The sequence below is a fragment of the Pseudomonas sp. ABFPK genome, from assembly GCF_001586765.1.
GTDB lineage: Bacteria > Pseudomonadota > Gammaproteobacteria > Pseudomonadales > Pseudomonadaceae > Aquipseudomonas > Aquipseudomonas asiatica.
Map to the genome: position 1 here is coordinate 35,823 of NZ_LQXW01000067.1, position 19,014 is coordinate 54,836.

Annotated in this window: 16 protein-coding genes; 6 read left to right on the forward strand and 10 right to left on the reverse strand. The window is 63.0% G+C overall.

The window, feature by feature from the left end:
• Positions 1-106: 106 nt before the first annotated feature.
• On the reverse strand, positions 107-1,117 hold the full coding sequence (locus WM94_RS25755; protein WP_061552434.1) for a DUF481 domain-containing protein: 1,011 nt from the start codon (positions 1,115-1,117) through the stop codon (positions 107-109).
• 166 nt (positions 1,118-1,283) lie between these two features.
• On the opposite strand from WM94_RS25755, the gene WM94_RS25760 reads away from it, so the two are divergent.
• On the forward strand, positions 1,284-1,637 hold the full coding sequence (locus WM94_RS25760; RefSeq protein WP_003260756.1) for an MGMT family protein: 354 nt from the start codon (positions 1,284-1,286) through the stop codon (positions 1,635-1,637).
• A gap of 43 nt (positions 1,638-1,680) precedes the next feature.
• Complete coding sequence (locus tag WM94_RS25765; RefSeq protein WP_013974096.1) at positions 1,681-3,228, forward strand: AmpG family muropeptide MFS transporter; 1,548 nt, start codon at positions 1,681-1,683, stop codon at positions 3,226-3,228.
• Positions 3,229-3,343: 115 nt separating this feature from the next.
• Here WM94_RS25765 and WM94_RS25770 read toward each other — a convergent pair whose 3' ends face one another.
• From WM94_RS25770 to WM94_RS25780, 3 genes are all read right to left on the reverse strand, one after another.
• Positions 3,344-4,588, reverse strand: a complete 1,245-nt coding sequence (locus WM94_RS25770) for an MFS transporter (protein WP_061552435.1) — start codon at positions 4,586-4,588, stop codon at positions 3,344-3,346.
• A 214-nt stretch (positions 4,589-4,802) separates the two neighbouring features.
• Complete coding sequence (locus WM94_RS25775) at positions 4,803-5,645, reverse strand: mechanosensitive ion channel family protein (protein ID WP_015271698.1); 843 nt, start codon at positions 5,643-5,645, stop codon at positions 4,803-4,805.
• A 114-nt stretch (positions 5,646-5,759) separates the two neighbouring features.
• Positions 5,760-6,245 (reverse strand): YajQ family cyclic di-GMP-binding protein, encoded by a 486-nt coding sequence (locus tag WM94_RS25780; protein WP_003260761.1) that lies wholly within the window; start codon positions 6,243-6,245, stop codon positions 5,760-5,762.
• Positions 6,246-6,345: 100 nt separating this feature from the next.
• Between WM94_RS25780 and WM94_RS25785 the strand changes: the two genes are divergently transcribed.
• From WM94_RS25785 to WM94_RS25795, 3 genes are read left to right on the forward strand one after another with little or no spacing between them, the layout of a single operon-like run.
• On the forward strand, positions 6,346-7,263 hold the full coding sequence (locus tag WM94_RS25785) for a putative 2-dehydropantoate 2-reductase (RefSeq protein WP_061552436.1): 918 nt from the start codon (positions 6,346-6,348) through the stop codon (positions 7,261-7,263).
• Positions 7,264-7,301: 38 nt separating this feature from the next.
• Positions 7,302-9,332, forward strand: a complete 2,031-nt coding sequence (locus WM94_RS25790) for an ATP-binding protein (RefSeq protein WP_061552437.1) — start codon at positions 7,302-7,304, stop codon at positions 9,330-9,332.
• A 1-nt stretch (position 9,333) separates the two neighbouring features.
• On the forward strand, positions 9,334-9,900 hold the full coding sequence (locus WM94_RS25795) for a cob(I)yrinic acid a,c-diamide adenosyltransferase (RefSeq protein WP_061552438.1): 567 nt from the start codon (positions 9,334-9,336) through the stop codon (positions 9,898-9,900).
• Between the two features lie 121 nt (positions 9,901-10,021).
• On the opposite strand, the gene WM94_RS25800 is transcribed toward WM94_RS25795, so the two are convergent.
• The 4 genes from WM94_RS25800 to secA form a co-directional block, all read right to left on the reverse strand.
• Complete coding sequence (locus WM94_RS25800; protein ID WP_061552439.1) at positions 10,022-10,966, reverse strand: Nudix family hydrolase; 945 nt, start codon at positions 10,964-10,966, stop codon at positions 10,022-10,024.
• Positions 10,963-11,595 carry a glutathione S-transferase family protein gene (locus WM94_RS25805; protein ID WP_013974104.1) on the reverse strand — a complete coding sequence of 211 codons (633 nt, stop codon included), beginning with the start codon at positions 11,593-11,595 and terminating at the stop codon, positions 10,963-10,965. Before WM94_RS25805 ends, WM94_RS25800 begins: the two co-directional genes overlap by 4 nt.
• Positions 11,596-11,738: 143 nt before the next feature.
• Positions 11,739-12,956: a bifunctional glutamate N-acetyltransferase/amino-acid acetyltransferase ArgJ gene (argJ, locus tag WM94_RS25810; protein WP_061552440.1), complete on the reverse strand. Its 1,218-nt coding sequence runs from the start codon at positions 12,954-12,956 to the stop codon at positions 11,739-11,741.
• 196 nt (positions 12,957-13,152) lie between these two features.
• The gene (gene secA / locus WM94_RS25815; RefSeq protein WP_061552441.1) at positions 13,153-15,888 is read right to left on the reverse strand and encodes a preprotein translocase subunit SecA; all 2,736 of its coding nucleotides are present in this window, start codon (positions 15,886-15,888) and stop codon (positions 13,153-13,155) included.
• Positions 15,889-16,278: 390 nt separating this feature from the next.
• On the opposite strand from secA, the gene WM94_RS25820 reads away from it, so the two are divergent.
• Positions 16,279-16,734 (forward strand): DUF721 domain-containing protein, encoded by a 456-nt coding sequence (locus WM94_RS25820; RefSeq protein WP_023661964.1) that lies wholly within the window; start codon positions 16,279-16,281, stop codon positions 16,732-16,734.
• A 47-nt stretch (positions 16,735-16,781) separates the two neighbouring features.
• Here the strand turns inward: WM94_RS25820 and lpxC are convergent, their stop codons facing one another.
• Together lpxC and ftsZ are read right to left on the reverse strand one after the other, a co-directional pair.
• Positions 16,782-17,693 carry a UDP-3-O-acyl-N-acetylglucosamine deacetylase gene (gene lpxC / locus WM94_RS25825; RefSeq protein ID WP_023661965.1) on the reverse strand — a complete coding sequence of 304 codons (912 nt, stop codon included), beginning with the start codon at positions 17,691-17,693 and terminating at the stop codon, positions 16,782-16,784.
• Between the two features lie 112 nt (positions 17,694-17,805).
• A complete protein-coding gene (ftsZ, locus tag WM94_RS25830) occupies positions 17,806-19,002 on the reverse strand; it encodes a cell division protein FtsZ (RefSeq protein ID WP_003260772.1) in 1,197 nt (398 codons plus the stop codon).
• Positions 19,003-19,014 lie beyond the last annotated feature (12 nt).

The window sequence follows — 19,014 nt, forward strand, 5'->3', positions numbered from 1 at the left end:
TGCAGCCCATCGCGACACAAGGCCGCTCCCACATGGACCGATGTATATCTTGCCTTTGTGGGAGCGGCCTTGTGTCGCGATAGGGGCGCAACGCGCCCCCGGCGGTTTACCAGGTAACGCCGAAGCCTGCGGTATAGCGGGTCTTGTCCAAGTCACTCTCACGGGTACCGGTGATGATGTCCTTCTCCGCCTTGAGGTTGAGCGAGGCCCATTCAGTGACCTTGTAGCGCAGGCCAACTTCGGCATCCAGCGCATAGTCGGCCACACCACCCAGCGGCTTGGCGAACTCGCCGTTGGTGAACAGTTGCACATTCTTGCCAATCAGGTAGCGGGTGTAGTCCCACTTCACTGCCGCAGAATAGAAGTTGTCCTTGGCGCCATCCTGGTATTCGAAGTCGGTGCGGTTGATCAGCGACCCCAGCGAAAACGCGCCCAGTTCGTCGTCCCAGAACTGGTAACCCGGGCCGGTACCCACGGTGCGCTGGCGAGCAAGGTCTTCGATGCGGTCGCGCTTGTACTCCATGCGCCCCTGCCAGAACCACTTCTCGGTGAGGAAGCGGTCCAGGGCGTACTCGGCACTCCAGTTGTCGGTGGTGGTGACGTCGTCCTTGGTCTCGCGGTTGTATTCGCCTTCAGCGTTGTGCCGCCAGCGGCCATGGCGGGCGCTGGTCTTGAAGCCGACGTCGTAGTCGTCGGTGTCGTTCTCGGCGCGCTTGTAGTCCAGCGCCACGTCGACGTTGCCCTTCCACACGAAGTCCTCGACCAGGGGCTTGGGCTTCATGATCTGCTCAATGCTGGCCAGCTCCACGGTCTTCGGCGCCTCGCCATTGGCCAGGGTCACCTTGCCAGGCTCGGCGGCCTTCAGCGACTTGGCGCGCTCACCGCTGTAGGCGTCCTGCTTGACCAGCATCTCCTGGTCGCTCTCCAGGGTCTGGACCTCTTTCCAGTCCAGGGCGATGGAACCGCCATAGGGGGTTTCCAGCAGCAGCTTGCCGCCGTCGAAGACTTTGATCTTGCCGCTGAGACGGTCACCGTTCTTCATCCATACGGTGTCGGCGAACACCGGGGAGGCGCAGAGGGAAACAGCAAGCAGGCACAACAAGGATCTAGAATACATAAGCGGGCTATGATTTTCGGACTACAGGTTCGATTTGGCGAAAAAAGCCGGGCATTATCCGGATAACGACGACCAGAGCAAGAAAAGACCGGGAGCATGCCGTTGAGTTCAACTCTCATTTGCCAGACCGCCGGTCCGGTTTCATCTGCAGCCCAGAGGGGGCCTGATGTCTGACGGATATGAGCACGCCCTCGACTCCGCCGAGGGCCGACGGACGGTGCTGTATTCGGTACTTGGCCAAGTTCCGGCCGGCAAGGTGGTCAGCTATGGCCAACTGGCCGAACTGGCAGGGCTTGGGCGGGCGGCACGCTGGGTCGGGCGTACCCTCGGGCAACTGCCCGCGGACACTCGCCTGCCCTGGCACCGGGTGCTTGGCGCAGGTGGCAGGCTGAGCCTGGCACTGGGTACCCCGTCTGGGGATGAACAACGGGCGCGACTGCGCGCGGAGGGTGTGAATGTAACCAACAATCGTGTGGATATGACGCGCCATGGCTGGCGCCCGATGGAGCACAGCGGTTAGAGTGCGCGCTTTGTTTTCGCAAACTTGAGGCAGATGTTGGCCCATGCCCCGTAAAACCTGGCGCGCTGCGCTTGCTGCCTATGCCAGCCCGTCAACCTTGGTACTTTTGCTGCTCGGCTTCGCCGCCGGTCTGCCCTACATGCTGGTGTTCTCCACCCTTTCGGTGTGGTTGCGCGAAGCTGGCGTGGCCCGCGAGACCATTGGTTACGCCAGCCTGATCGGCCTGGCGTACGCCTTCAAGTGGGTGTGGTCGCCACTGCTCGACCAATGGCGCCTGCCGCTGCTCGGCAGCCTGGGGCGCCGGCGTTCGTGGTTGCTGCTGTCGCAAGCGCTGGTGGTGATCGGGCTGGTCGGCATGAGCCTGTGCGACCCGCAGCAGCACCTGTCATGGCTGATTGCCCTGGCGGTGTTGGTGGCCTTCGCTTCGGCCACCCAGGACATCGCGGTCGATGCCTACCGCCTGGAAATCGCCGACGACCAGCGCCAGGCTGCACTCGCCGCCAGCTATATGGCCGGCTACCGCGTGGCGGCCCTGCTGGCCACGGCTGGCGCCCTGTTCTTCGCCGAGTGGTTCGGCTCCACTGGCTTCAGCTACCTGCACAAGGCTTGGGCCGGCACCTACGTCATGTTCGCGGTGATGATGCTGCCCGCCGTATTCACCACCCTGATCATGCGCGAACCGCCCGTACCCATGCGTACCCAGCTGTCGGCAGCGCGCTATGGGCTGGTGCACCAGCTGGCCTCGGTGTTCGTGCTGATAATCTTGCTGGTATCGGTACCGGCCAGCTTCACCCAGATGTTCAATACCGGCTGGTCCAGCGTCATCTCCGGTGATGCAACGCCACTGGACCTGCTGCTGGAAGACCGCGCCTTCCTGCGCCTGATCCTCTATGTGCTGCTGACATGGGCGTGCCTGTCGAGCCTGGGCCGTCGCGGCCTCGCGCCGGTGCTGACCCCGGTCAACGACTTCATCGCCCGCTACCGCTGGCAGGCCCTGCTGCTGCTCGGCCTGATCGCCACCTATCGCATGTCGGACACGGTAATGGGCGTGATGGCCAACGTGTTCTACATCGACATGGGCTTCACAAAGGACCAGATCGCCAGCGTCAGCAAGATCTTCGGCCTGATCATGACCCTGGTCGGCGCCGGTGTTGGCGGCCTGCTGATCGTGCGCTTCGGCATCATGCCGATCCTGTTCATCGGCGGTGCGGCCTCCGCGGGCACCAACATTCTGTTCCTGATGCTGGCCGACATGGGCCCGAACTTGCAAATGCTGGTGGTGACCATCTCGCTGGACAACTTCAGCTCCGGCCTGGCCACCTCGGCCTTCGTTGCCTACCTGTCGAGCCTGACCAACCTGAAGTTCTCGGCTACCCAGTACGCGTTGCTCAGCTCGATCATGCTGCTGTTGCCAAGGCTGATCGGGGGTTATTCGGGGGTCATGGTGGAGAAGTTCGGTTACCACGACTTCTTCCTGATCACTGCCCTCCTTGGCGTGCCGACCCTGATCCTGATTGCCCTGCAGTGGCGCCAGGAGGCCGGGCCGGGCAAACCGGTTGCAGAGGAAGGTTCGGCGGCCGAGCGGCCCTGACAGGTTTGTATTGCCTGTAGCGGCCTCTTCGCAGCACAAGGCTGCTCCTACAGAGCTGTGGTGTATCTGTAGGAGCAGCCTTGTGCTGCGAAGAGGCCGGTACAGGCAATAAAGTTTACTGAGCAACAGCCCCCTCACCAGGCCTTCCACCCACCACAAACCACAGCGGCCACAGCGCCAAGGCCCCCGCCACACCCGCCGCCAGGGCAAAGTGCAGCAAGCTGGCCCCGGCCCCAATCATCGCCAGCAGCGCCCCACCCAACCCCAGCAAGGCAATGGTGATCATCCCCAGCATGGCCGAGACCAGGCCCTTGCTCTGCTCGCTGGCGAACAGCGTCATGCGATACAGCACCGCGTTGGCCACGCCCAACCCCAGCGCGTACAGCGACATGCCCGCCACCACGCTGGTCACACTCGGCCAGTACCATGTCGCCAGTCCCATCAGGCACAGGCCGGCCAGGTATGGCCACAATGCACCACGCACCAGCGCCGCCAACGGATAGCGATCGGCAATGCGGTTGATGATCAGGTTGCCCAGGATCAGCCCGCCAAACACCGGCAACTGCCACAAGGCGTACTCCATGGTGCTCAGCCCCTCGTCGTGGATCAGCAGCACCGGCGACAGGCCGATCCAGCCAATCAGCGGCAGACCGACCAGGCCCAGGGCCGCGCTGCCAGCGACAAAGCGGCGGTTGCCCAGCAACTGGCCGTAGCCGGCCAGCAATGGCAGCAGGTGGATCGGCGTGAATGCCAGGCGCGAGCCGTCACGGCGCTCCACGCCCAAGGTCTCCGGCATCAGCCGGTACAGCAGCAGCCAGGCCACAACCGCGCCAATGGTGAAGGCCACGAACAGCCAACGCCAGTCCAGCCACTGCAGCAGCAAGGTGCCCACCAGCGGCCCGAGCAGTGGCGAGAGCAAGGCGATGTTGGCCAGCAGGGCCATCATGCGCACGGCGTCGGCTTCGCTGAAGGCTTCGTTCAGGGCCGGGTAGCTGACCGTGACCACAAACCCCAGGCCGATGCCTTGCAGCAGGCGCAGCAAGTTGAACAGGCCGATGTCGTGGACCCAGAAGGTGGCCAGGCAGGCCAGGCCGAAGAACGCGCAGCCGATCAGCAGCAACGGGCGCCGGCCATAGCGGTCGGCCAGCGGGCCGATCAGCCATTGCAGCACCACGCCCCCTAGCAGGTACAGGTTGAGGGCGTGGGGAATGTATTCGGGGCTGGCATTCAGATCGCCGACCACCACCGGCATGGCCGGCATGACGGCATCGCTGGCCAGGTAGGTGAGCAGCTCGAACAGGGCCAGGGTCAGGCCGAACAGCAAGGCGCGCAGGGGGGTGATGTACAGCAGTGGTTTCATGATGGCGTATCGGGTGTGGCAGGTGGGGTCAGGCTATATGCCAGAAATGGCGGGGTATTGCTGTGAACAAGTGTAAAAAGCCGGGGCCGCTTCGCGCCCCATCGCCGGCAAGCCAGCTCCCACAGGAACAACACAAGCCTGAAGACTGTGATAACCCTGTGGGAGCTGGCTTGCCGGCGATGGGGCGCGAAGCGGCCCCGGCTTCAACGCGGTATTACTGCGCTGCAGTCTCCTGCACCACGCGAATCACCCGCTGCGGGAACGGAATGTCGATCCCTTCGGCCTTCAACCGGTCACGCGCATGCTCATTGAGCATGAACATCACATCCCAGTAATCGGCAGTCTTGGTCCACAAGCGCAAGGACACTGTGATCGAGCTGTCGCCCAGGGTCGCGACCACCGCCTGCGGCGCCGGGTCGGGCAGCACGCGCGGGTCCTGCGCCAGCTCCAGCAGCACGTTGCGGGCCTTCTGCAGGTCGGCCTCGTAGTCCACACCCACATCGAACACCACCTTGCGCGTCGGCTGGCGGTTGGTGTTGGTGATGATGCCGTTGGACAGGCTGCCATTGGGCATGATCACCGTCTTGTTGTCACCAGTGCGCAGCACGGTGTGGAAGATCTGGATGCTGTCGACGGTGCCGGCCACGCCTTGCGCCTCGATCCAGTCACCGATGCGGAACGGGCGAAACATCAGGATCAGCACACCGCCGGCGAAGTTCGCCAGGCTGCCCTGCAAGGCCAGGCCGATGGCCAGGCCCGCGGCACCGATGGCGGCAACGAACGAGGTGGTCTCGATACCGATCATCGACGCCACGCTGACGAACAGCAGCACCTTCAGCACGATATTCGACAAGGTGCTGATGAAGCCCTGCAGCGCCAGGTCGGCGTTGCGCAGGCCAACCAGCTTGCCCAGGCGGGCGCTGACCTTGTTGATGATCCACCAGCCGACCGCCAGGGTCAGCAGCGCCAGCAGCACACGGCTGCCATATTCCATGATCAAGGGGATCCAGGTCTGGGATTGGCGGACCAGCTGATCGACTTCAGCGTTCAAATCCATATTCATCTCCTGATGCCGAGCGGCAAGTACACGGTAGAACTGGCCACGCGCGATGGCGCAGCCCCGGCCCCCATGGACATCATTTGGCCATCGGGGTTCCGGGCGATGCCCACATCAGTCGCGGAAGTTGTTGAACTGCAGTGGCATGTCGAATTCCTTGGTACGCAGCAGCGCAATGGCTTCCTGCAGGTCGTCGCGCTTTTTGCCGGTAACGCGTACCTGCTCGCCCTGGATGGCGGCCTGCACTTTCAGCTTGGCATCCTTGATGGTGGCGACGATCTTCTTCGCCAGTTCCTTGTCGATGCCTTCGCGGAACTTGGCTTCCTGTTTCTTTTCCTTGCCCGAGGCGTACGGGTCCTTGGTTTCCAGGCACTTCACGTCGATCTTGCGCTTGACCAGCGCCAGGCGCAGGATTTCCAGCATCGCTTCGAGCTGGAACTCTTCCTCGGCGGTGAGCATCACGGTCTGCTCTTTGTCCTTGAACTCGAAGGTGCCCTTGCCCTTGAGGTCGTAGCGACGGTCCAGGTCCTTGATGGCGTTGTCGACCGCGTTCTGCACTTCGTGCTTGTCCAGTTCCGATACCACGTCGAACGAAGGCATGGTTGTTCTCCCAAAATAAAAGCGCGCTCAGGCTGAAGATGGAGCGCGCTGGGTTTGACGGTTAAAATGCGGGCTCATTATAACGGGTTGCGAAACGCATATGAGCAGCACCTGGCATATTCTCGGCGCCGGTAGCCTGGGCAGCCTGTGGGCTTGCCGCCTGGCGCGCGCGGGCAAGGCAGTGCGCCTGATCCTGCGTGACGGGCAGCGGCTGCAGGCCTACCAGCAGGCCGGCGGCCTGACCCTGGTCGAACAGGACCAGTCCCGCCACTACGCCATCCCCGCCGAAACCGCGCAGGCACACGGCCCGATCCATCGCCTGCTGGTGGCCTGCAAGGCCTACGACGCCGCCCCGGCCATCGCCGGCGTGGCACCTCGCCTGGCCGAAGACGCCGAGGTGGTACTGCTGCAGAACGGCCTGGGCAGCCAGGACGAGGTCGCCGACCTGGTGCCCCATGCACGCTGCATCTTCGCCTCCAGTACCGAAGGCGCATTCCGCGAGGGAGATTGGCACGTACGCTTTGCCGGCCACGGCTTCAACTGGCTGGGTGACCCACGCAACCCGACGATCCCGGCCTGGTTCGATGACCTGCATCAGGCTGGCATCCCTGCCGAGTGGACGGTGGATATCCTCACCCGTCTGTGGCGCAAGCTGGCACTCAATTGCGCCATCAACCCGCTGACCGTGCTGCACGACTGCCAGAACGGCGGGCTGCTGGGGCACCTGGGCGAAGTGGATGCGCTGTGCGCCGAGCTGGCCCAACTGCTGCGCCGCTGTGGCCAGCCAGAAGCGGCAGACGGGCTGAACGAAGAAGTGCAGCGGGTGATCCTCGCCACTGCGGCCAACTACTCTTCCATGTACCAGGATGTACGCGCATGCCGCCGCACCGAGGTGCACTACCTGCTTGGCCATGCCTGCCGCGCCGCCGGCCGTCATGGCCTGCAGCTGCCAGAGCTGGAACGCCTGCTGCAGCACCTGGTCGATAACCTGCGTGTGCGTGGTTTGCCCTGCGACTGACGCAACCCTTTCAACCGGATACGGATATTGCCTAGCCCATGACCTTGCGCCAACGCCTGGAAAACCTCCCGGTCGGGCAGAAGCTGCTGGCAGCCCTGCTGGTGTTGCTGGTGACCATCCTGTTGGTGGCCAACCTAACCTTCATCAGCGCCGCCTACTGGATCACCCAGGAAAGCATGGCGCCACAGGCGCTGCACACCATCGGCCGGCTGGTGGCCAACCCGCAACTGGCGGAGCGCGCCGGCGATACACCGGACACCGCCAGCGCCCTGCTGAAAGAGCTGGACAGCTACACGCCGCTGCGCGCCGCTGCCGTCTACGGTGGCGATGGCCGCATGTTGGCGCAGCTGCAGCATGGCGAGCCGCTGGCACTGCCCAAGCGTTTTCGCAACATCGACGGCTGGCGCCTGATGGAGTTTCGCAGCACCCAGCTGATCCGCATGCCACGTGACGCCAACCCTCCCGCACACCTGCTGCTGGTGGCCAGCAGTGAACTGCCCACGGCTTTCTATACCGGCACCCTCAGCGCCAGCCTGGGCATCCTGGTGTTCAGCATCCTGCTGTGGATCGTCATCGCCCGACAGATAAAACGCCTGATCACCCAGCCGATCAACCAGCTCGAAGAGCTCAGCCGCCAGGTCACCCGCGAAGAGAGCTATGCCTTGCGCGCGCAGCGCGGTAACGACGACGAGATCGGCAGCCTGGCCGAAGCGTTCAACACCATGCTCTCGCGCATCGAAGCCCGCGAACAGCAACTCAAGCGCACCCGCGACGAGTTTCAGGAGGCCTACGACCAGGCCCAGGGCCTGGCCGAGGAAACCCGCCACACCAACCGCAAGCTGGAACTGGAAGTCCAGGTGCGCAGCAAGATCGAGAAAAAACTCACCGGCTTCCAGAACTACCTCAACAGCATCATCGACTCGATGCCCTCGGCGCTGATCGCCCTGGATGAACAGCTCTACGTGACCCAGTGGAACCACGAAGCCACGGTACTTTCCGGCACGCCTCTGGACGAGGCGCTGAATCAGCCGATCTTCATTGCCTTCGAACCGCTCAAGCCGTTCCTGCCGCAACTGAAGGAAACAGTGGAAAAGCACCGGGTGGCAAAGATCGAGCGGGTCACCTGGCCCAAGGGTGACGACCTGCGCCACTACGCCCTGACCTTCTACCCGCTGACCGGTGGCGGCGGCCGTGGCGTTGTCATCCGTATCGATGACATCACCCAGCGCCTGTCGCTGGAAGAAATGATGGTGCAATCGGAAAAGATGCTTTCGGTCGGCGGCCTGGCCGCCGGCATGGCCCACGAGATCAACAACCCGCTGGGCGCGATCCTGCATAACGTGCAGAACATCCGCCGGCGCCTGTCACCAGAACTGCCGCGCAATCAGGAACAGGCAGAGGAACTGGGCATCGACCTGCCCACGGTCAACCGCTACCTGGAGAGCCGCGAAGTGCCGCAATTGCTCGACGGCATCCAGCAGGCCGGTGCCCGGGCAGCTAAGATCGTCACCCACATGCTCAGCTTCAGCCGCCGCAGCAACCGTCAACTGGCGCCGTGCGACCTGCCGGCGCTGATCGATCAGGCGGTGGAAATTGCCAGCAACGACTTCGACCTGGCCATAGGCTTCGATTTCAAGGGCCAGGCCATCGTGCGTCAGTTCGACCCCGACCTGGGGCCGGTGCCGTGCACCGCCAACGAATTGGAGCAGGTGCTGCTCAACCTGCTGAAAAACGCGGCCCAGGCCATCCACCAGCGGCCGCAGCCGAGCGAGCCCGGGCGCATCACCCTGCGCACCCGCTTGAGCCCGCCATGGGCGGAAATCCAGGTCGAGGACAACGGCGTCGGCATGCCCGAAGGGGTGCGCAAGCGCACCTTCGAGCCGTTCTTCACCACCAAGGAAATCGGCCAGGGTACCGGGCTGGGGCTGTCGGTCTCGTACTTCATCATCACCAACAACCACAAGGGGCAGATGGAAGTGCAGTCCACGCCCGGCCAGGGCACCTGCTTCACCCTGCGCCTGCCCCTTGGCCAGCCGGCAGCGGTGGCGCCGGCCAAAATGGAGAAATGACATGGGCTACCGCCTGTCGAAGATCTACACCCGCACCGGCGACAAAGGCGAAACCGGCCTGGGCGACGGGCGCCGGGTGCCCAAGGATCACCCGCGAATCGAGGCGATTGGCGAGGTGGACAGCCTGAACAGCCAGCTGGGTTTGCTGCTGGCGGGGCTGGCCGAACAAGGGCTGGATGAAGTGAGCGCGGTGTTGGCGCCGTGTCAGCACCGCCTGTTCGACCTGGGCGGTGAGCTGGCGATGCCCAGTTATCAGGCGTTGAACCTGACGGAGGTGGAGCGGCTTGAGGCGGTGATCGATGTGTGGAATGAAGAGCTGGGGCCGTTGAAAAACTTCATCTTGCCCAGTGGCTCGGCGCTGGTGGCGCAGGCGCATGTCTGCCGGAGCTTGGCGCGCAGTGCGGAGCGGCGGTGCCAGCAGCTGAATGCGCTGGAGCCGTTGGCGGGGGTTGGGTTGGCGTATATCAACCGGCTTTCGGATTTGCTGTTTGTGGCCGCGCGGATTATTGGGCGGCGGCAGGGGGTGGCGGAGGTTTTGTGGCAGCCTGCTGAGAAACCAAACGGCTGATATTTCTGGTGCTGCTGCGCAGCCCATCGCCGGCAAGCCAGCTCCCACAGAGCCCGGTCTGTGCTGCCTCTGTGGGGGCTTGCCGGCGATGGGCCGCAAAGCGGCCCCAATTACAGGCGACTCAGATCTCAGGCCAGAACGCCCGGATCCCGGCCACACCCTGTGCCCCCGCTTCCCAGGCCTGCTCGCGCTCACCCGGCCCTACCCCACCCAGCAGGTAGACCGGCTTGTTGAACCCGGCAATCAACCGCTGTGCCTCGTCCCACCCCAGCGGCACCGCCTCAGGGTGTGTCCGGGTTGCCTGCACCGGCGACAAAGTGACGAAGTCCACGCCCATCTGCTCCGCCAACGCCAGCTCTTCGGCACTGTGGCAGGACGCCGCCAGCCAACGCTGCTTGGGGAACGGCCGGCCGTTGGCGGCATACTTGCGCAGTTGTGCAGCCGTCAGGTGCCAACCCGCGGCTGGGAAGTCACCCAGCCACTCCAGCGGCCCCTTGAGCATCAGCTGCGCCTTGCCCGCGCACAGGCCGACCGCGTCCACCGCCACATCGCGATACTTTGGATCGTACATGTCCGGGGCACGCAACTGGATCAGGCGAATGCCACTGGCCACTGCCTTCTGGATGCCCTTGAGCATCTGCGGCACTTCCAGGCCATCGGGGGTGATCAGGTACTGATCCGGCAGGCGCGCGGCTGCAACGATCGGCTTGTTGGCCTCGGGGAATTCGTATTGGGGCAAATCGCGTGGAGCAACCCATTCCAGCGGCTGCCCTTCGGCGCCATGCGGCTCGCCGGCGAATGCCTCGACTTCGCGCACATCCAGCAGCACCTGCTTGTCCGGGTAATCGTGGCTGACCTTGATCAGCGCGCGCGAACGGCTCACCTCGATACCCAGCTCCTCGCGCAGCTCGCGGGCCAGCGCCGCCTCGACGCCCTCACCCTCCTCCACCTTGCCGCCCGGGAATTCCCACAGACCGCCCTGGTGCTGGGTATCGGCGCGCCGTGCGATCAGAATACGGCCGTCAGTACCGCGAATGACAGCAGCTACAACATGAATCCGTTTCACCCTTCACGCTCCGCCAGGCCAGCCTTTTGCCAGGCCTGGAAGGCTGGCCACTGATAAATGGTTTCGATATAAGCCGCTGCCTCTGCAGGCACTTCCACACGGTAGGTGCGCAGGCGCACCGCCACCGGGGCGAAGAAGGCATCAGCCAGGCTCGGCCTGCCGAACAGGAACGGGCCGCTGTCCTTGGCCGCAAGGCGACATTCCGACCACAGTGCAACGATACGGTCGATATCGATTTGAACCTCCAGCGGCACACCGTCCAGCGCCTGGTCGCGGGACAGGTCGAACGGCATCGCGCCGCGCAGGGCGAAGAAGCCGCTGTGCATCTGCGCGCAGGCCGAACGGGCCTGGGCCCGGGCCGCCACGTCGGCAGGCCACAGCTGCGCGTCGGGGTGGCGTTCGTTGAGGTATTCGGCAATGGCCAGCGAGTCGGCGATCACACCGTGCTCGGTCTTGAGCAGCGGTACCTTGCCGGTAGCCGAAAAGGCGAGGATGCGCTGACGGGTGTCAGGCTGGTTCAGCTTGATCAGTGTTTCTTCGTAAGGCACGCCAGCCAGCTCGAGGGCCAGGGCGCCACGCAGCGACCAGGAGGAATACAGCTTGTCGCCGATGATCAGGTGATAGCTCATGGTTCGGCTCCATCGTTTGGGAATTCTGGGGCTGCTCTGCAGCCCTTTCGCGACACAAGGCCGCTCCCACATGGGGCGGTGTACGCAGGTTCTTGTGGGAGCGGCCTTGTGTAGCGATGGGCCGCAAAGCGGCCCCAATTACATCAGGTACGGTACTCGGCGTTGATCTTCACGTACTCGTGGGACAGGTCGGTGGTCCAGATGGTTTCGCTGCACTGGCCACGGCCCAGCTCGATACGGATGGTGATCTCTTCCTGGGCCATAACCTTGGCGCCCTGGTCTTCGGTGTAGCTCGGGCTACGGCCGCCTTTGCTGGCAATGCACACGCTGTCCAGGTACACATCGATCAGGCTCACGTCCAGCTCCGGTACGCCGGCACGGCCGACGGCGGCGAGGATACGGCCCCAGTTGGGGTCGGAAGCGAACAGCGCAGTCTTGATCAGCGGCGAGTGGGCCACGGCGTAGCCGACGTCCAGGCATTCCTGGTGGTTGCCACCGCCGTTGACCTGCACGGTAACGAACTTGGTGGCGCCTTCGCCGTCACGGACGATGGCCTGGGCCACTTCCATGCACACTTCGAACACTGCCTTTTTCAGCGCTTCGAACAGTGCGCCGCTGGCTTCGGTGACTTCCGGCAGGTTGGCCTTGCCAGTGGCAATCAGCATGCAGCAGTCGTTGGTCGAGGTGTCGCCATCGATGGTGATGCGGTTGAACGACTTGTTGGCGCCGTCCAGCATCAGGTCCTTGAGCACCGCCGGGGCAACCTTGGCGTCGGTGGCGATGTAGCCGAGCATGGTGGCCATGTTCGGGCGGATCATGCCTGCACCCTTGCTGATGCCGGTGACGGTAACCGTCACGCCATCGTGCTGGAACTGGCGGCTGGCCCCCTTGGGCAGGGTGTCGGTGGTCATGATGCCGCTGGCAGCTTCAGCCCAGTGGTTTTCCGACAGGTTGTCGAGGGCGGCCTGCAGTGCGCCTTCGATCTTCTCGACCGGCAGCGGCTCGCCGATCACGCCGGTGGAGAATGGCAGTACCGACTCGGCCGGTACGCCGGCCAGTTCGGCCAGCTTGGCGCAGGTGCGCTCGGCGGCGGCCAGGCCTGGCGCGCCGGTGCCGGCGTTGGCGTTACCAGTGTTGGTCAGCAGATAGCGCACGGTGCCCTGCACACGCTGCTTGGACAGGATCACCGGCGCTGCGCAGAAGGCGTTGAGGGTGAACACGCCAGCCACGCTGGAGCCTTCGGCGCAGCGCATGACCACCACATCCTTGCGCCCAGGGCGCTTGATGCCGGCAGAAGCGATGCCGAGTTCAAAACCCGGAACCGGGTGCAGGGTGGGCAAAGGACCAAGACCAACAGCCATTAGAGCGCTCCTAGAAAATACGGTGAACAGGTGATGGAAGAGCGGGGCCGCTTCGCGCCCCATTCGCGGCACAAGGCCGCTCCTACAAGGACATCGCAACCATTGGGGCGGGCGCGGTCCCTGTAGGAGCGGCCTTGTGCCGCGAATGGGCCGCAAAGCGGCCCCGGATGTTTCAGGTTACAACAGCCTGGTCAGATCACTCGATCTGCCCGTGGCAATGCTTGAACTTCTTGCCCGAACCACACCAGCACGGCTCGTTGCGGCCCAGCTTCTGCTCGTTGCGCACCGGTGCCGAGGCAACGGCCACTTCGGCGCCCTCCTCGTTCAGCTGCTCGCTTTCCAGGCCCGGAGCAGCGGCATGCTGGAACTGCATGCGGCTGGCCAGTTCCTCGGCCTCGCGGCGCAGGCGGGCTTCCTCTTCGACCGGGTCTTCGCGGCGTACCTGAACGTGCGACAGCACGCGGATGGTGTCGCGCTTGATCGACTCGAGCAGCTCCTGGAACAGGCTGAAGGATTCGCGCTTGTACTCCTGCTTCGGGTTCTTCTGCGCATAACCACGCAGGTGGATACCGTGACGCAGGTGGTCCATGGTCGACAGGTGGTCTTTCCACAGGTCATCCAGCACACGCAGCAGGATCTGCTTCTCGAAGGTACGCAGGGCTTCGATACCGGCCTGGTCTTCCTTCTCGGTGTACGCGGTGGTGATTTCGTTCAGCAGCTTCTCGCGCAGGGTCTCTTCGTAGAGGTGATCGTCCTCGTCGAGCCACTGCTGGATCGGCAGCTTCATGGCGAAATCGCTGGCCAGCGCAGCCTCCAGGCCGGCCACGTCCCACTGTTCGGGCAGCGACTGCGGCGGAATGTGCTGGCTGATGGTAGCGTCCAGTACTTCCTTGCGGAATTCGACGATGGTGTCGCCGATGTTCTCGGCGGCCAGCAGGCTGTTGCGCATGTGGTAGATCACCTTGCGCTGCTCGTTGGCCACGTCGTCGTATTCCAGCAACTGCTTGCGGATGTCGAAGTTGCGGCCTTCGACCTTGCGCTGGGCCTTCTCGATGGCGTTGGTGACCATGCGGTGCTCGATGGCCTCGCCGGACTGCATGCCCAGCGCCTTCATGAAGTTCTTCACCCGGTCAGAGGCGAAGATACGCATCAGGCTGTCTTCCAGCGACAGGTAGAAGCGGCTGGAGCCCGGGTCGCCCTGACGGCCGGAACGGCCACGCAGCTGGTTGTCGATACGGCGCGATTCGTGGCGCTCGGAAGCGATCACGTGCAGGCCACCCGACTCGATCACCTGCTGGTGACGCTTCTGCCAGTCGGCCTTGATCTGGGCGATCTGCTCGGCGGTCGGGTTTTCCAGGGCTGCCACTTCGGCTTCCCAGTTACCGCCCAGCAGGATGTCGGTACCACGGCCGGCCATGTTGGTGGCGATGGTCAGGGCACCTGGCGCACCGGCTTGCGCGATGATCTCGGCTTCCTTCTCGTGGTACTTGGCGTTGAGCACCTTGTGGTCGATACCTTCCTTCTTCAGGAGGTTGGACATGTGCTCGGAGGTTTCGATGGTCGCAGTACCCACCAGCACCGGGCGACCCTGCTTCATGCTTTCCTTGATGTCGGCGATGATCGCGGCGTATTTCTCGGCGGCGGTCAGGTACACCAGGTCGTTGAAGTCTTTACGTGCCAACGGTTTGTTCGGCGGAATGACCATCACGTTGAGACCATAGATCGACTGGAACTCGAACGCTTCGGTGTCAGCGGTACCGGTCATGCCGGACAGCTTGGTGTACAGGCGGAAGTAGTTCTGGAAGGTAGTCGAAGCCAGGGTCTGGCTCTCGGCCTGGATGTTCAGGTTCTCTTTTGCTTCGATGGCCTGGTGCAGGCCTTCGGACAGACGGCGGCCCGGCATGGTACGGCCGGTGTGCTCGTCGATCAGCAGGACCTGGCCGTCCTGGACGATGTATTCGATGTTGCGGTGGAACAGCTTGTGCGCGCGCAGGCCAGCATAGACGTGGGTCAGCAGGCTCAGGTTATGCGCCGAATACAGGCTCTCGCCCTCGGCCAGCAGGCCGGACTGGGTGAGCATCTCTTCGATGAACTGGTGACCGGCTTCGTTCAGCTCGACCTGACGGCTCTTTTCGTCAATGGTGAAGTGGCCTTCCTGGGTGACCTGGCCTTCCACTTCCTCGATGTGCTGGGTAAGGCGCGGGATCAGACGGTTGATCTCGATGTACAGCTTGGAGCTGTCCTCGGCCTGGCCGGAAATGATCAGCGGGGTACGCGCTTCGTCGATGAGGATGGAGTCGACTTCGTCGATCACGGCGAAGTTCAGTTCACGCTGGAACTTCTCTTCCTGGCTGAACGCCATGTTGTCGCGCAGGTAGTCGAAACCGAATTCGTTGTTGGTACCGTAGGTGATGTCGGACGCGTAGGCAGCACGCTTTTCTTCCGGCGGCTGGAAGGCCGAGACGATGCCGACCGACAGGCCGAGGAACTCGTACAGCGGGCGCATCCAGTTGGCGTCGCGGCGGGCCAGGTAGTCGTTGACGGTGACCACGTGCACGCCCTTGCCGGACAATGCGTTGAGATACACGGCCAGGGTACCGACCAAGGTCTTGCCTTCACCGGTACGCATTTCTGCGATCATGCCCTCGTGCAGGGTCATGCCACCGATCAGCTGCACGTCGAAGTGGCGCATGCCCATCACGCGCTTGCCGGCCTCACGGGCCACGGCGAAGGCTTCAGGCAGCAACTGGTCCAGTGTCTCGCCTTTGGCCAGGCGCTCCTTGAACTCTGCGGTCTTGCCCCGCAGTTGCTCGTCGGAGAGGGCCACCATCTTCTCTTCGAGAGCATTGACGATGTTCACCGTCTTGAGCATGCGTTTGACTTCACGCTCGTTCTTGCTTCCAAAAAGTTTCTTTAACAAAGGCGCAAACATATCGGCAGGATCTTCCACACGTAGGGATGGAGGGCGGCCCCATGAGTCGCCCGTGCAGCCCTGAGGCCGCATGCGAACGAGCATTCTACCCGGAAACGATGGTGAGGAAAGTGGTGGATTTCCACGATGCTTGGACAGCGTTTTGGCGGGGGCTTGTTTTAGATAGGGGCATTTTCCCTGAGTTCAAGGTTCGGGAAGATGAAACGTATCGAGAATGAGTCTTGTCTTTTGTTATCTGCGCCGGCCTCTTCGCGGGTAAACCCGCTCCCACAGGATTACCTACACATCAAAGGCAGTGCCGTACGTGTAGGAGCGGGTTCACCCGCGAAGAAGCCAGTGCAGGCTATAGAGATGTTAGACTGCGGACCATGTAACCTCATGCGTACCCCCATGGCCTACAAACCCTCCCCCGCCCAGCCGCCCTCGGCCCTGCTCCGCCAGGTCCGCCCGCTGCGCCTGCTGCTGAACCAGGCCGAACGCCTGGAGCACCTGCAGCGCCTGCTGGAAAGCCAGCTGCAACCGGCCGCCCGCGAGCATTGCCATGTGGCGTCGTGGCGCGATGGCACATTGTTGCTGGTGGTGACAGACGGCCATTGGGCAACCCGCCTGCGCTATCAGCAGAAACGCTTGATGTCTGCATTACAGGCCATGGAGGCATTCGCCAACCTCAGGCGCATCCTGTACAAGGTCCAGCCACCGCTGGTGCCAGCCAAGCGTGGTGGCAATGCCGCAGAACTGTCCAATAACGCAGCCGAGAGCCTGCGCGATACCGCCGAGGGCATCACTGACCCCAAGCTGCGTGCAGCACTGGAACGATTGGCCGCCCACGCCCGTGACAAGCCATAAAAAAGGCCACCCGAAGGTGGCCTTAATGAACTAGAGAGTGTTCGAACTTACACGGCCGCAACAGGGCGCATGTACGAGATCGGTGCCGTGCTGGCATCTTCGAAGGTGACCACTTCCCAGGCATCGGTTTCGGCAATCAGCTTGCGCAACAGCTGGTTGTTCAGCGCGTGGCCGGACTTGTAGCCCTTGAACTCGCCAATCAGGCTGTTGCCCAGCAGGTAGAGGTCGCCGATAGCGTCGAGGATCTTGTGCTTGACGAATTCGTCTTCGTAACGAAGGCCGTCTTCGTTGAGCACGCCGTCCTCATCGACCACGATGGCGTTCTCGACACTGCCACCCAGCGCAAGGTTGTGCTTGCGCAGGTACTCGATGTCACGCATGAAACCGAAGGTACGCGCGCGGCTGACTTCCTTCACGAACGAGGTGCTGGAAAAGTCGACGCTCGCGCTCTGGGTCCGGTTGCGAAGCACCGGATGATCGAAGTCGATCTCGAAGCTCACCTTGAAACCGTCGAAAGGCAGGAAAGTGGCGCGCTTGTCGCCCTCTTCCACAGTTACCTCACGCAGGATGCGGATGAACTTCTTGGCTGCGTCCTGTTCTTCCAGGCCGGCAGACTGAATCAGGAATACAAAGGGTCCGGCGCTGCCATCCATGATCGGCACTTCCGAGGCGGAGAGCTCGACGTAGGCGTTATCGATGCCCAGGCCCGCCATGGCGGAGAGCAGGTGCTCGACCGTATCGACCTTGACGTCACCGTTGACCAGCGTCGTCGACATGGTTGTCTCGCCGACGTTGGCCGCGCGCGCCGGGATTTCGACCACAGGGTCGAGGTCGGCGCGGCGGAAGACGATGCCGGTGTCAACAGGTGCAGGCTTGAGGGTCAGGTAAACCTTCTCCCCGGAGTGCAGACCGACACCTGTGGCACGGATGGTATTCTTCAGGGTGCGTTGTTTAATCATGGCATTGGCCGCTTCAGCGCAAATTGCGAACAGGTATCAACAAAGGCTGGGGATGATAACAGACCCAACCTTTGATGAATACCAATCACCTTTATACCCCTGATAAATTCCATTAATCAGCCTGACGACGCAGGAATGCCGGGATATCAAGGTAGTCCAGGTCATCCTGAGGGTTCAGTTTAGCGGCTGCAGCGGCACCTGCATGAGCCTGGTTGCGCATTACGGTCGGGCGCTCCAGGTCACGGTAGTTGACCGCAGGCTGCTCCTGGCGAACCGGCGCCGGGTTGGAGGCCTCGTACACCTGCTGGGCAGTCTGCAGGGTGTTGTCGACCACCTTCACAGGCTTCTCGATGCGCGCGCCCAAGCCAGTAGCCACCACGGTCACGTGCAGCTCGTCACGCATGTCCGGGTCGATCACGGTGCCGACCTTGACCATGGCGTGGTCGGAGGCGAAGGCTTCGATGATGCTACCCACGTCGGAGTACTCGCCCAGCGACAGGTCAGGGCCTGCGGTGATGTTCACCAGGATGCCGCGGGCGCCCTGCAGGTTGACGTCTTCCAGCAGCGGGTTGCGGATCGCTGCCTCCGTGGCTTCACGCGCACGGTTCGGGCCGCTGGCACAGCCAGTACCCATCATGGCCATGCCCATTTCACCCATCACGGTACGCACGTCGGCGAAGTCGACGTTGATCATGCCCGGGCGCTTGATGATATCGGAGATACCGCGCACGGCACCGGCCAGTACGTCGTCGGCCTTGGCGAAGGCGGACAACAGGCTGGCATCCTTGCCCAGGATGGTCAGCAGCTTCTCGTTGGGGATGGTGATCAACGAGTCGACGCTTTCGGCCAGCATGCGGATGCCTTCATCGGCGATCTGCATGCGCTTGCGGCCTTCGAACGGGAACGGACGGGTCACCACGGCAACGGTGAGAATGCCCATTTCCTTGGCCACTTCGGCGATGATCGGCGCTGCACCGGTACCGGTACCGCCGCCCATGCCAGTGGTGATGAACACCATGTTGGTGCCCTGCAGCACTTCAGCGATGCGCTCACGGTCTTCCAGCGCGGCCTGACGGCCGACTTCCGGATTGGCACCAGCACCCAGGCCCTTGGTCACGCCAGTGCCCAATTGCAGGATGGTGCGCGCGCCGATGTTCTTCAGCGCCTGGGCATCGGTGTTGGCGCAGATGAATTCCACGCCTTCGATGCTGCTCTTGACCATGTGGTTGACGGCGTTGCCGCCACCACCGCCAACACCGATCACTTTGATGACCGGGCTTTGCGGGACGTTGTCTACGAGCTCGAACATTTTCCCTCTCCT

Coding starts and splice junctions, on each gene's coding strand:
- WM94_RS25755 (WP_061552434.1), bottom strand. CDS start 1,117: ATGTATTCTAGATCCTTGTTGTGCCTGCTTGCTGTTTCCCTCTGCGCC.
- WM94_RS25760 (WP_003260756.1), top strand. CDS start 1,284: ATGTCTGACGGATATGAGCACGCCCTCGACTCCGCCGAGGGCCGACGG.
- WM94_RS25765 (WP_013974096.1), top strand. CDS start 1,681: ATGCCCCGTAAAACCTGGCGCGCTGCGCTTGCTGCCTATGCCAGCCCG.
- WM94_RS25770 (WP_061552435.1), bottom strand. CDS start 4,588: ATGAAACCACTGCTGTACATCACCCCCCTGCGCGCCTTGCTGTTCGGC.
- WM94_RS25775 (WP_015271698.1), bottom strand. CDS start 5,645: ATGGATTTGAACGCTGAAGTCGATCAGCTGGTCCGCCAATCCCAGACC.
- WM94_RS25780 (WP_003260761.1), bottom strand. CDS start 6,245: ATGCCTTCGTTCGACGTGGTATCGGAACTGGACAAGCACGAAGTGCAG.
- WM94_RS25785 (WP_061552436.1), top strand. CDS start 6,346: ATGAGCAGCACCTGGCATATTCTCGGCGCCGGTAGCCTGGGCAGCCTG.
- WM94_RS25790 (WP_061552437.1), top strand. CDS start 7,302: ATGACCTTGCGCCAACGCCTGGAAAACCTCCCGGTCGGGCAGAAGCTG.
- WM94_RS25795 (WP_061552438.1), top strand. CDS start 9,334: ATGGGCTACCGCCTGTCGAAGATCTACACCCGCACCGGCGACAAAGGC.
- WM94_RS25805 (WP_013974104.1), bottom strand. CDS start 11,595: ATGAGCTATCACCTGATCATCGGCGACAAGCTGTATTCCTCCTGGTCG.
- argJ (WP_061552440.1), bottom strand. CDS start 12,956: ATGGCTGTTGGTCTTGGTCCTTTGCCCACCCTGCACCCGGTTCCGGGT.
- secA (WP_061552441.1), bottom strand. CDS start 15,888: ATGTTTGCGCCTTTGTTAAAGAAACTTTTTGGAAGCAAGAACGAGCGT.
- WM94_RS25820 (WP_023661964.1), top strand. CDS start 16,279: ATGGCCTACAAACCCTCCCCCGCCCAGCCGCCCTCGGCCCTGCTCCGC.
- lpxC (WP_023661965.1), bottom strand. CDS start 17,693: ATGATTAAACAACGCACCCTGAAGAATACCATCCGTGCCACAGGTGTC.
- ftsZ (WP_003260772.1), bottom strand. CDS start 19,002: ATGTTCGAGCTCGTAGACAACGTCCCGCAAAGCCCGGTCATCAAAGTG.